Below are 12,605 nucleotides of genomic sequence, written 5' to 3'. Positions count from 1 at the left end.
CACTTAAACACTAATACCATGAAAAAAAATGAAAATATAGAAAGCCGTAGAAATGTCCTCCGGACGTTGGGAATTGGATCGGCAGCCGGTACCCTTGGGCTCTTTGGTTTTAGCAGCGCCAATGCGAAAGACAAAGAAACGCCAGCGTACGCAAAGGGCACCGCACCAGTCACGATCAAGAACGTAAAGGCGATTGCTACCTCGCCAAGCAACGCCAATCTCATTGTGGTTAAAGTTGAGACTAGCGAACCCGGGTTATATGGTTTGGGCTGCTCCACATTCACACAGCGTGCGTCAGTGGTGGTTACTGCCATTAATGACTACCTCGCCCCGTTTTGCAAGGGTAAGGATGTAGATAATATAGAGGACATGTGGAACTCGTTCTACATCGACTCCTATTGGCGCAATGGCCCGGTGCTGAACAACGTGTTGAGCGGCCTTGATCAGGCACTTTGGGACATCAAAGGGAAAAGAGCAGGTATGCCTGTATATCAGCTGCTCGGCGGTAAGTCACGCTTTGCCATTCCAGTTTATGCCCGCACGGGGGGATCCATTCAGGAAGTGGCCGATAACGTCAATCGTTTTAAGGAAGAGGGCTATCAGTACGTTCGAATGAGCTCTCCATCATTGACTGACGATTCTTACGTTCCAGACTTTAAAAAGGCGGGATATGGCTATGCGGGAGATCGCTACTTCCATCCTCAGAAATACATCAAATCGGTAATAGAGCTTTTTGACACAGTAAGAAAGCAATGTGGTGACGAGATTGATCTCATGCATGACATTCATGAGAAGATCCAGCCCATGGAGGCGATTCAACTCATCAACTCGGTGGAGCAATACAGGCCCTTCTTCATGGAGGATCCTTTGTCTCCCGAAAACCAGGGCTGGTGGCCACAGCTCAGAGAAAGCACCAATGTGCCTATCTCAATGGGAGAGCTCTTTAATAATATCAACGAATTTCTGGATCCTATCGCCAATCGCTATTTTGATTATATCAGGTGCCACGTGTCGCAGATCGGCGGTATTACTCCTGCCATGAAAATCGCCAGATTGGGTGAATTCTTCGGTGTTCGTACCGCCTGGCACGGCCCTGGCGATGTGTCACCAGTTGGTCATGCAGCCCATGCGCATGTGGACATGGCCATCTGGAACTTTGGCGTTCAGGAAGGCCGGATATTTCCAGAGGCAGAACAGGAAGTGTTCCCCGGATCTCCGACGACCACAAATGGTTATATGCACCTGAACGACAAGCCGGGTATCGGGGTGGACATTGATGAGAAGCTGGCTGCTAAATATCCTATCAGGCTAAGGGGCTATAATCAGATACGAAACGCTGACGGTACCATCATAAGGCCGTAGGGCTCACATAAGACATTGATTTTGTAGGTTTTATACATTGTTTAAGTAGGTGGAAAGGTGCGCCAGCCTTGGCGCACTTTTTTCAAGCTTTTTAAATAACGACGGGGGAGGAACATGTCTTTGAGGCAACAAACCGTTAAGTGCAATATTTAAAATAATCATAGCCGATCCATGGTCAGCTGTATGTAATCAAGGAAAAAATAGGAAAGCTTTATTGAACAAATCAGATCATCAAGAGAAATGAAAACATCAAAAATAGTTATGCTAATTATACTGCTGTCAGCGGCAGTTGGTGTGGTAAGAGGACAGGGAATACCGTCGGGTGCACTGAAGGTAGGTGCGGCCAGAGAAATAATGAACCCGCCAGCAAGCATTTTCACCGCTTCTGCCGATCAGTTTCGGAGGTTTAGTGGCATTCACGATTCGCTGCTTGTTCGCTCCATTGTAATAGATAATGGATTCAAAAAAGTGGCGTTGGTGTCTATGGACATAAGCAAAGTGCCCGGCGGCGCCCGCTTTATTCAGGAAGTGGCATCTGGCACAAAGATTCCGCAAGAGGATTTGTTCATAGCGGCTACACATGATCATAACACCATACAACTGCCAGCAAATGATTATGCTGATGAGTACTACAACATCATTAAGAATGCCACGATAAAATCTATTAATGCAGCCAATGCTAATATACAGCCTGCTAAAGTGGGATTTGCAAAAGGTAAAGCCTATATCAATACCAACCGGGACGAGAAAATTGGTGAAGGCTACCACATGGGCTATAACCCGGACGGTCCTTCCGACAAGACGGTGGCTGTTGTTTCATTTACTACGCTTTCGGGCGAACCAATTGCCATTTATGCCAACTACGCTGTGCATGCAGTGGTGATGTATCGGGCTACAACTAAGGATGGACTTCCAGAGATCTCGGCCGACCTGCCGGGGGCAACTGCTAAATATGTTGACAGGCACTTCAAAAACGCTGTGACAGTTTGGACAAGTGGTGCAGCTGGGGATCAAAACCCTATGTTTATGTCGACCTACAACCAGGATCATCCAGACACACAGGACGAAGGTATTGGGGGATATGCCATACTTGATGTGCAGGCCAGGAGACTGGGAGAAGAGATTGTTCGACTCGTTAAATCGATTAAAAATACTGATCAAACAGTGCAAATCTGGAGTAAAAAAACCTCAGTAACCTGTGAAGGGCAGGAAAGGAAATATCCAAGAAACCCTGAAGAGCCAAGAGGTGGGTACCTCGCACCAACTAAGGTCGAAATGGTTGATGGAGACCCGGTAACTATTCCATTACACTTGTTGATGATCAACGATATCGCACTGGCCGGAGTAGCTGCTGAAGTGTTTACCGAAATTGGGATGCACCTGAAGGAAACCTCACGATTTGACAGGACGATGATGGTGACAGTAATGGCAAATGCTGTTGGATATATACCTACCGATGCAGCTTACCTGATGCCGTCGGAAAAGGCCCTTGGCAATAGTTTGAAGCCAGGCTGTGCTGAGCCTGCCATCATAGATGCATTTGTTCAGCTAATGGACGAATACATTGCGCTCAACCAAAAAGCCAACTAGCATCTTACCGTAGCGACTTCATTTCTTGAATAGGGCGTAGGGGGCTTAGCCAAAAGGCAGAGCCAAGGGGTTCTATGCTCTATTCATTCACAAAAAATATAGAAATCATTGAGAAATGAGATACCTGACCCTTTTTCTATTCGTTGTTGCCATTATTTCAATCTCCCCATTGTCGGCGAGGCAGTTACAGGGTGATTTGTCAAGCTATCAACTGCGGATAAAAAGGAATAATGATCCGATTAAAGTTGATGGTATGCTAGATGAGGACTCATGGTCTACGCCAAACGTTGCGAGTGATTTCTGGCAGCAATACCCCAAGGATAACATAAAGACGGATGTCCGCACTGAAGTTAGAATGACTTATGATGCCGATAACTTATACATCGCTGCTATTTGCTATGATGTGGAGGATTATGTTGTTCAAACTTTAAAGAGAGACAACGGACTTTTCACCAGTGATGCCTTTGGAATAATTATCGACCCGGTAAATAGCAATACCAATGGCTTTCTTTTTGGTGTGAGTCCCTACAATGTGCAGACGGAAGAGCTGCTTGGGCCCAATGCTACCCAACCCGACAGGATGACTTTTAGCTGGGACAACCGGTGGTACTCTGCCGTTACCCGCCACCCGGACAGGTATGTTGTTGAGATGGCGATCCCATTCAAAACCCTGCGGTTCAACAGCCAAAACAGTACCTGGGGCGTCAATTTCTTTCGCAATGATATGTCGAGGAATCAAAAGTATAGCTGGACTCCGTTGCCTGTTAATTTTGAACTTTATGATCTGGGGTACACTGGTGATCTGAAATGGGACATTGCCCCGACAAAAAATGGCACCAATATCTCCGTGCTGCCCTATGTTACAGGCGGCGTAACAAGAGATAACGAGGCCGAATCGCCTCGCTCTGAGACGAGCGTGCGTGTGGGAGGAGATGCGAAAATTGCACTCACTTCTTCACTCAACCTGGACCTTACGGTTAATCCCGATTTTTCGACAGTTGATGTGGATGTGCAGCAAACGAACCTTACAAGATTCAATCTCAGGTTTCCTGAAAAACGTGGTTTTTTTCTCGAAAACAATGACCTCTTTACCGAGTTTGGCCCCAACGACGCCAAGCCCATTTTTACCAGACGAATGGGACTCGACATGGACAACAGACCGGTTGCAATTAACTACGGAGCCCGAATGAGTGGAAATGTGACTCCCAACACCAGGATTGGTCTGTTGCATCTTCAAACCAAATCAAATGATACCTTGCCAGGACAAAACTATTCCATAGCCGTTTTTAATCAGAGAATTTGGAGTCGCTCAGTTTTGAGAGGCTACGTTACAAATCGCCAGGCTTACACACAAGAGGATGGTTGGCATGCGAATAATTATGGGAGAAATACCGGATTGGAGTTTAACTACCTGAACAACTCTGGCACCTGGAATTATTTTGCGGCTTATCACCTTTCAGCGAAGCCTGACGCTGGTTATGGGTCGTTTACGAACCTGGGTATTGAATATGCGGGAAGAAAATGGAAGGCACGCATAAATTACTGGAACATATCGTCCGACTACTTCGCCGATATGGGCTTTTTCCCCCGACTTGAAAACTACGATGCTGTGAGAGATACACTGATTCATCTCGGTTGGGAGCGAATTTATGGCAGGTTCGGCTATGTGTTTCGTCCGGCAAAGGGCAGCAAGATAGTGGCGCACGACATAGAGTTGAGAACCTATAACGATCTTTATCCGGACGGCACCATCAGCGACCTGGAGAACAGGATTGACTATAAGATCAAATTCCAAAACACGGCCGAACTCCAGCTACAACCTCAGTTGCTTAAGACCAACCTAAGATTTCCTACAGACTTTACCGATGCCGCTCCGCTGATGCCGGGCTCATTCGACTACGGACGGTTCAACGTCACCTACCAGTCCGATGCCAGGAAATTATTCTCTTGGCAAACTGAAGTAGGTGTGGGGCAGTACTACAATGGCAGCCTAACGAGGTACTTGCTTCAGCTGAACTACAGGAGGCAGCCCTGGGGTACCTTTTCCGTGGGCTGGGAACAAAACAATCTCAAACTGCCTGATCCATACGGGGAGTCAAACCTCAGGCTGGTAAACGCCCGAGCTGAAGTCAATTTTAGCACGAAGGTATTTTGGACGACTTTCTTGCAATACAATACACAGCGGGAGAATTTCAATGTGAACAGCAGGCTACAGTGGCGCTACAGTACCATGTCGGATATTTTTCTTGTGTACAGCGACAACTATACTACGTCGCCGTTTCTTCAAAATAACCGAAACAGAGCCATTCTTCTTAAGCTCAATTACATGTTCAATTTATAATAAGCACTATGCACGGAGGCTGTCATTGGTATCACATTTCATCTTCTTTAATAAGTCACAAAAACATCTTATAGAATGGAAAAAGCCTTATACAGTTTAATATTTACTCTCCTTGTCGTTTTGTTAAGTTGCGGCGAGCAAAACAGTCAGTCAGCTGTACGGGAAGCAGGTGACGCCCCTGGCCAGAAGATTAATGCTGACCTGGTGAAACTGACTGTTGATAGCCTGAACATGGCCCTGCTTAACAGAGACCGAAAGACGTTGATAAGCATATGTGCAGCAGAGCTTAGTTACGGGCATTCGAGTGGTGCTGTTCAAAGCAAACAAACCTTCATTGACGATGTGGTGAAGGGGCCATTTAGGTTTCTGTCTATTGAAACAGAAAACCAAAAAATAACCACTACTGAAGACATGGCAATTGTAAGGCATGTCTTTCAGGCCAAGGGACTCAACAACGGAGACACGGTTGATGTGCGCATTGGCAACGCACAGCTTTACAAGTTGTACCCTAACGGCCATCTTCGCCTGGTCTTGCGCCAGGCTTTTAAGTTATGACGGGCCAGGCCGCCACGGTAAATCAATAATTCACCCTAAACACGAAGTTTTGAAAAAATTCAACATCTACTCAACAGCCCTCGGGGCTACTTTGCTTCTTCTTTTACTGATACTCTTTATCATATTCACCGGTGGGCTGTCGCAGGCTGGCTCACTCATTATAGCGTTTTTTACATTGCTTGCTTTCGGCTTTAGTGGCCACGAGCAGCTGAGAGGCTATGTGTTTACCACTATGATCTTTGCCGGTGTAACCATAGCCTTATATTACCCAGAGTATTTTCTGGTAATAGAAGGTTTCAAACTCACCAACCTGATCATACCACTGATTCAGATTATCATGTTTGGCATGGGTACTTCTATGAGTCTTGGTGATTTCGGTTCCATTTTTAAGTCCCCGAAAGGTGTGGTAGTCGGTGTAAGTGCGCAATTGTTGATCATGCCTTTAATTGGCTTCACGCTGGCCAAGCTCAGCAACTTTCCTCCTGAAATTGCCGCCGGAATAGTGCTCATTGGGTGCTCACCCAGCGGAGTAGCGTCCAATGTGATGGCCTACCTTGCGAAGGCCAACCTGGCACTTTCTATTACCATTACATCCATCGCAACGCTGCTGGCACCATTTACTACGCCACTGATGATGAAGTTGCTTGCTGGTGAATTTATCGAAATTGAGGTGCTTGCGATGATGTGGAGCATTGTGAAGATGATCATTCTTCCGATAGGAGCTGGCCTGCTTTTTAACAAATTGTTGGGTGACAAAACTAAATGGATGGACAAATTAATGCCGTTGCTTTCCATGCTGGCGATTGGGGTCATCATTGTGATTATTACAGCGGCAGGCCGGGATAGCCTTCTCGATATCGGTGGAATATTGATGGTGCTTGTGCTTATTCACAATTTATTTGGGTATACGCTTGGGTATTTTTATGCAAAGCTGCTAAAGCTTAACGAACAGGACTCAAGAACAATAGCCATAGAAGTGGGGATGCAGAACGGAGGTCTCGCCTCAGGCATAGCCAATACGCTTGGGAAAATTGGCACCATGGGACTGGCACCGGCGGTATTTGGCCCACTCATGAACATCACGGGCTCTATACTGGCTTCCTATTGGCACAAAAGAGCCCCAAAGGGATATGAGGAACCAGAGCAGATCCCAGCAAATAATTAACTGATAACATCTTGAAAAAGAATTGACCATGAAAAAAGTAGTAACCTTTGGTGAGATCATGTTGCGCCTTGGAACCCCAAGAGTTTTAAGGTTCTCGCAGACAACAAGTTTTGATGTAGTTTATGGCGGAGGTGAGTCAAACGTGGCTGTATCACTTGCCAATTATGGGATTCCGGTAGACTTTGTTACCCGGCTGCCAAAAAATGACCTCGGCGAGTGTGCGTTAATGGAGATGCGCAAAAGGGGCGTTGGAACAGATAAAATTATTTTTGGCGGAGACCGACTCGGCATATACTTTCTGGAAACCGGTGCGGTGAGCAGAGGCAGTAAAGTGGTTTACGACCGGGCTCATTCTGCGATAGCGGAAATAAAAAAGGGCATGGTTGATTGGGAGAGTGTATTTTCGGGTGCCCGGTGGTTTCACTGGACTGGTATTACACCGGCTATATCACAAGGTGCAGCTGATGCTTGCCTGGAGGGTGTGCAAACAGCCCGCAAAATGGGCCTTACAATCTCGACGGACCTGAATTATAGGGCAAAGCTTTGGAAGTATGGAGTTGAACCTAAGGAAATCATGACAGAGCTAACCTCTTATTGCGACATCATTTTAGGCAACGAAGAGGACGCCGAAAAACACTTCGGCATCAAGCCAGACGGCCTGGACATCACCAAGCAAGGAGAGCAAGTAAAGGCCGAAGCATTCCTATCGGTTTGCCAGCAAATGATGAAGAAATTTCCGAATGCTAAGAAAGTAATCACCACGCTAAGAGGCTCCATTTCTGCGTCACACAATACCTGGGCAGGTGTGCTCTATGATGGAACGACCATGTTCAAATCCCCTGAATATCAAATTACGCATATCGTGGATAGGGTAGGTGGAGGAGACTCCTTTATGGGAGGCCTCATTTATGGTTTGCTCACTTATCCGGACGATGATCAGCATGCACTCAATTTTGCTGTGGCCGCCTCGTGCCTCAAGCACACGATTGTGGGAGATGCTAACCTGGCAACGCTTGAGGAGGTGAAGAAGTTGATGGCGGGAGATGCTTCAGGCAGAGTAGCACGGTAACGCCCAAAGCAAAGTTGGGGAATCACATGTCAGTCGTATGATTCCCCTTTTTTTAACCAGTGATCATAAGACTGTGTTAGAACAACAAGCAAACAGGACTGGGAGCCTCTATCTCACTAACAAACTCCAGCTTGCCGCTCTTCTTGTCACGCTTAAACGAAATGATATTGTTAGATTTTTGATTAGCCACAAGCAAGTAGTCGCCGCCGGGGGATAGCGTAAAATTTCTGGGCCAGTCGCCCCGCACACCCTCATGCCCTACAAGTGTCAGGCTGCCGTTCGATGAATTGACCTGATAAATCGCTATGCTGTTGTGCCCCCTGTTGGAGGCATAAAGGAACTTTCCATCATCGGAAATATGGATGTCGGCGCAACTGCTGGTTTCTCCATATCCGGTGGGCAGTGTACTAATGGAGCTGGCAATTTGGTAATGCCCCACATTATTTTTGTTTATTTGAGTTATTGTGGACGATAGTTCATTGACTACATATGCCCAGCTGCCTTTGGGATGGAAAGCCATGTGTCGTGGACCAGCTTCCGGAGCCATCGCCAGTTTGTAAGGGGCTGTCGGAACCAATTTTTCATTGCCTTTATCCAGGGTCGAAAACCAGAGTTCGTTGGTGCCAAAATCGACTGAGATGATTGTGTTTCCCTTTGGCTCGAACCAAACAGAATGCGCATGCGGCCCCTTTTGCCTTGCGTGAGATCCTTCGCCCTCGTGTTGCAGCACGTGCAATGGGCCTTCTAGCATGCCTGAGGAACCTAACCGTAGCAACCCTACATTCCCACTGCTATAGTTGGCCGCAAACACATAACCAGATTTATCGATTGTTACAAAGCAAGGCGAAGCCCCTCCTGATGGCTTTTTATCGATGAGAGACAAAGCCTCGCCATTTATCTCAAACGACGTAATGGTGCCACCACCACCTGCATCATCTCTGTTTTCGTTGGCCGCCAACAAGTACTTGCCGTCGAGGCTTTTTGCCAGAAATGATGGGTTTTCCGACTCAGCGGCTAGCCCGAAGCTCTTCAGCTTGCCGTCAGGTTGAAGCTGATATCGATAGATGCCCTTGCTTTCTCCACGGGTATAAGTGCCTACGTAGAAAGAGATGCCGTTCGCTATAGGCTGTCGTTTTGCTATTTCTGTAGACGACAACGTCATTAATTGAGTCAAGAGCAGAACTGCTGCACCTGTTGAAGCTTTGATGATCATAGAATCTGGATATAAAATTTGAGACCTACTTTTGTCGTTTACAGTAGATTTTCTTTAAAGAAAGCTGTAGTCCGCTCCCAGGCCAACTCAGCTGCTTCTTTGTCATATCTCGGTGTGGTATCGTTATGAAATCCATGATTCACATCAGGGTAAATGTAGGCTTTGTACGGCTTTCCGTTCGCCTTAAGCGCAGCTTCGTAAGCGGGCCAGCCTTCATTTACTCTCGTGTCCAGACCGGCATAGTGCAACATCAGTGGTGCCTTGATGTTTGGAACCAAGTCGATGGGGGGCTGTCCGCCATAAAAAGGAACCGCTGCTGACAAACCAGGAACTTTTACTGCCATCAGATTTGAAATACTTCCTCCGAAGCAAAAGCCTACCACCCCTATTTTACCTGTACACTGCGGACTTGCAGTCAGGTACTCATAGGCAGCGATGAAGTCTTCCAGCATTTCATCACGGTCTCTTTTGCTTTGCAAGGCACGACCGTCGTCGTCATTTCCAGGATAGCCCCCAAGTGGTGTGAGGGCATCAGGCGCTATCGAAACAAAGCCAGCCAGAGCAGCCCTTCTCCCTACGTCTTCAATGTGCAGATTTAGCCCACGGTTTTCATGAACAACGATAATTCCAGGGAGCTTGCCATTTGCATTCGCTGGTCGGCTTAGTAGAGCTTTCATTTCTCCTCCCCCTTTTGGAGATTGATAGGTGATATAATCAGATACCAGTCGGGAGTCATTCTGAGGTATCTGCACTTTACCTTTGTAATCCGGCATCAGGAAGCTCATCAGAGACATCACCGTTACGCCACCAATCGCATAGGTGGATAGTTTGTTCAGAAACTGTCGTCTGTCAATCCGGCTATGTGCGTAGTCATCATAAAGGTCAAATACTTCCTGGCTGACATCTTCCTTCTTTAGCTCTTTCATGTGAAATGTAGTTCAGTGTAAATATTTCAAATATTGATAAGACAACTTTCTGTCTAGTTGTCCTTCTTGAGGTAGGCATCAAGGGATATTTTTCCCGGGCCGGTGAAAAACAGAGCCAGAAAGGCAAAACTGAACAATATTACTTTTTCCTGTTGCCCAAATTCCTGACTGAAGTGAACTGTAAAGAACGCAGTTGCTACCGTGATAAAGGGTGGGATCAACGCTGCTCTTGTAAATAGCCCCGCCATTACTAATATGGCGCAGATTACCTCAGCGAATACTGCGAAACTCAATGTGAAGGCTGGGCCAAAGCCGAAGGGGTCGGCAAACTTAATTTCGTCGGGGCCGAATAACCGCATCATTTTGCCCCAGCCATGGCCGTACATGAGGGAGAAGCCAAAAGCAAGTCGCAACACAAGCAATCCATAGTCATGAAAACGAGCAGGTAGTTCAAAGCGAAGCAGGTTCATAGTTTTAAGTGTATTGGTGAATATCAAATTTTAAAAACAGATGTGATTTAGTTCATTGGTTGTAAGTACCCTTCAGGCGGTTTTGGTACACGCCGAGCTGTATTTTTTTCACCTTTTTTGTGGATTGATGATGGCGTTTTTTGATTTCTGGTGCAAGGGAAAACCATTCTCTGAATCAATAGTCGACGTCACTGTAAATTTGAGTGCTTTACGTAGAACTTTCTTGCATTCGCATTTTCCTGCCATAAGGCCATCGGGTACGTCCAGTATTCTACCTCTTCGTCATAAAGTGAAATGTGTTGCTCACCCCAGCCATATTCAAACGGAACAATTTTCCCGCTGCCAGGTAATTCCACCCAACCGAGCACAAACGCATGTGCGAATCCACTGGAGCCGTTTGTGAAGTGCTTTGCTTTTTGAATCTCCAGCGAGGTACCTATCGGCAGCGTGTCTATAGCTTCGGTGCCTTCAAAAAGGCCCTGATCTATCTCGATTAGTAAATAAGGGTGCTCATTTACAAAGGCATCAAGGTTTCTGACAATGACTGCCGGACGTTTCAAAACAACAGTTGTGCCTACTATTTCGCTATAAGGCTCAAAGGATGAAACATCTGTCACCTTAGTTCGAAGGGCGTAGTAGAGCAAGCCTCCAAATGTCAGGATCGCCGCCAGCGCAAAGCCGATCAATAGGGCCAATCGTCTATTCATCCCAATCGCTGTCTATTGACTAATGCTTGTGGCCCAAATAGTGCGCCTTGAGAATGTCCTCCCCAAAATCGGCTCCTTTTTCCCTCCAGATGGCATGAATATGATTGCCGTCGTTGTCAAAACCCACGTTGTCGTACTCGATCATGAAGTCAGGGCCATTGATGATATAGTAATGCGGGCTTCTCGCCTCATAGCTTCCTATCCAGGCGAAGTAGATATTATCGATCCCAGTCTTAAGCAGCTTGTCATAAGCCCTCTTTGCACCGTCATGCTCCAGGTTATCGACATATTCTTTGATAAGCCATTCAAGTAGCCCTTTTTGTTCCTTGTTCATGTCGGAGGCTTTTATACCGTAGTAGTCGTCAATTCTTTTCGGCCCGCTGGGGTTGGTGATAATGTCGCCGGGTACCTTTTGGCTTAATGTAGCCACTTTCTTTTGCTGTTCAGTCAAAGCGTTGATCAGCAGAAAGCCATAGTCCTCTTCTTTGCTCAGTACCCTGAGTCCGGCAAATTTTGTAATGCGCACCTCAGCAGGATCGGTGCCGATAAAGAGGGGGGTAAGTGAATATCTACCATCGGCCATCGACAGGCTGATGGCGATGTGATGACCACCCAAATTAAGCCCCCAGGGTTCTTTCACGTCGGGTGTGCCCCATAGAGAAATATAGTAATTGCCGTATTCCCAATCGAGTTTCTTGATTTGAGCCAGCCCTTCTTTGGAAATGTTTCCTCTTCTAAAGGTGGAGTCGTACACAACATTCAAAATGTCGTCCAGCTGCATGATGCTGGTCACCTTCAGGTAGCCCTGCGAGCTAAACAGCGTGGTAAGCACCCGGTGAAACTGAAGCATACTTGCCTCTGAGAGGTCGCCATATCTCTTGCCTGGCCTGGGCACCATGCCAACAGGCAGGTTCGTCCATTTTTCCCGAGCCGGGTCGTCAAACGATAAACTGATTTGCTGAAGCTCTTCTGCACTCAGGGTCTTCAGGAACACTTTGGTAACGTCTACAATTTCCTGGGCACTTTGGCTGAGCAGCGTGCTGGATGTCAATGTGAGAAAGGTGATGAAGGTTAGTAGGTATTTCATTGGAGTTGTTTAAGTAGTTGCCGAAGGCCAGCTCAATATAAGTCAATAATGTTTGATTGCAATCAGGAATACGGCAGGGTATTCAGCAACAAACGCTACTGCCTGGCCCAAGCAATCTGG

General features: G+C 46.8%; 11 protein-coding genes. 6 read left to right on the top strand and 5 right to left on the bottom strand.

All coding sequences use genetic code 11. The annotated features are described in order from the left end of the window. The first annotated feature begins 18 nt into the window (after positions 1-18). From GC130_RS18700 to GC130_RS18675, 6 genes are all read left to right on the top strand, one after another. Entirely contained in the window at positions 19-1,362 is a 1,344-nt protein-coding gene (locus tag GC130_RS18700) for an enolase C-terminal domain-like protein (RefSeq protein ID WP_151999873.1), read from the top strand. 261 nt (positions 1,363-1,623) lie between these two features. Continuing rightward, the gene (locus tag GC130_RS18695) at positions 1,624-2,952 is read left to right on the top strand and encodes a hypothetical protein (protein ID WP_151999872.1); all 1,329 of its coding nucleotides are present in this window, start codon (positions 1,624-1,626) and stop codon (positions 2,950-2,952) included. A 115-nt stretch (positions 2,953-3,067) separates the two neighbouring features. After that, positions 3,068-5,293, top strand: a complete 2,226-nt coding sequence (locus GC130_RS18690) for a DUF5916 domain-containing protein (RefSeq protein WP_151999871.1) — start codon at positions 3,068-3,070, stop codon at positions 5,291-5,293. A gap of 75 nt (positions 5,294-5,368) precedes the next feature. Then, entirely contained in the window at positions 5,369-5,848 is a 480-nt protein-coding gene (locus GC130_RS18685) for a nuclear transport factor 2 family protein (protein WP_151999870.1), read from the top strand. A 49-nt stretch (positions 5,849-5,897) separates the two neighbouring features. Then, positions 5,898-7,013, top strand: a complete 1,116-nt coding sequence (locus tag GC130_RS18680) for a bile acid:sodium symporter family protein (protein WP_226940544.1) — start codon at positions 5,898-5,900, stop codon at positions 7,011-7,013. 28 nt (positions 7,014-7,041) lie between these two features. Continuing rightward, on the top strand, positions 7,042-8,082 hold the full coding sequence (locus GC130_RS18675; protein ID WP_151999868.1) for a sugar kinase: 1,041 nt from the start codon (positions 7,042-7,044) through the stop codon (positions 8,080-8,082). A gap of 76 nt (positions 8,083-8,158) precedes the next feature. Here the strand turns inward: GC130_RS18675 and GC130_RS18670 are convergent, their stop codons facing one another. The 5 genes from GC130_RS18670 to GC130_RS18650 all read right to left on the bottom strand — a co-directional run bounded on the left by GC130_RS18670 (position 8,159) and on the right by GC130_RS18650 (position 12,485). Further along, positions 8,159-9,295: a lactonase family protein gene (locus GC130_RS18670; protein ID WP_151999867.1), complete on the bottom strand. Its 1,137-nt coding sequence runs from the start codon at positions 9,293-9,295 to the stop codon at positions 8,159-8,161. Positions 9,296-9,333: 38 nt separating this feature from the next. Next, entirely contained in the window at positions 9,334-10,221 is an 888-nt protein-coding gene (locus tag GC130_RS18665) for a dienelactone hydrolase family protein (protein ID WP_151999866.1), read from the bottom strand. Positions 10,222-10,274: 53 nt separating this feature from the next. After that, the gene (locus GC130_RS18660; protein WP_151999865.1) at positions 10,275-10,691 is read right to left on the bottom strand and encodes a DoxX family protein; all 417 of its coding nucleotides are present in this window, start codon (positions 10,689-10,691) and stop codon (positions 10,275-10,277) included. A gap of 188 nt (positions 10,692-10,879) precedes the next feature. Further along, positions 10,880-11,398 carry a hypothetical protein gene (locus GC130_RS18655; protein WP_151999864.1) on the bottom strand — a complete coding sequence of 173 codons (519 nt, stop codon included), beginning with the start codon at positions 11,396-11,398 and terminating at the stop codon, positions 10,880-10,882. Between the two features lie 19 nt (positions 11,399-11,417). Next, on the bottom strand, positions 11,418-12,485 hold the full coding sequence (locus GC130_RS18650) for a DUF3500 domain-containing protein (protein WP_151999863.1): 1,068 nt from the start codon (positions 12,483-12,485) through the stop codon (positions 11,418-11,420). Between the last annotated feature and the right edge of the window lie 120 nt (positions 12,486-12,605).

The organism is Imperialibacter sp. EC-SDR9 (assembly GCF_902498805.1).
GTDB lineage: Bacteria > Bacteroidota > Bacteroidia > Cytophagales > Cyclobacteriaceae > Imperialibacter.
Note: the sequence above shows the minus strand (reverse complement) of the source record. Positions and strands in the feature narration are given on the sequence as shown.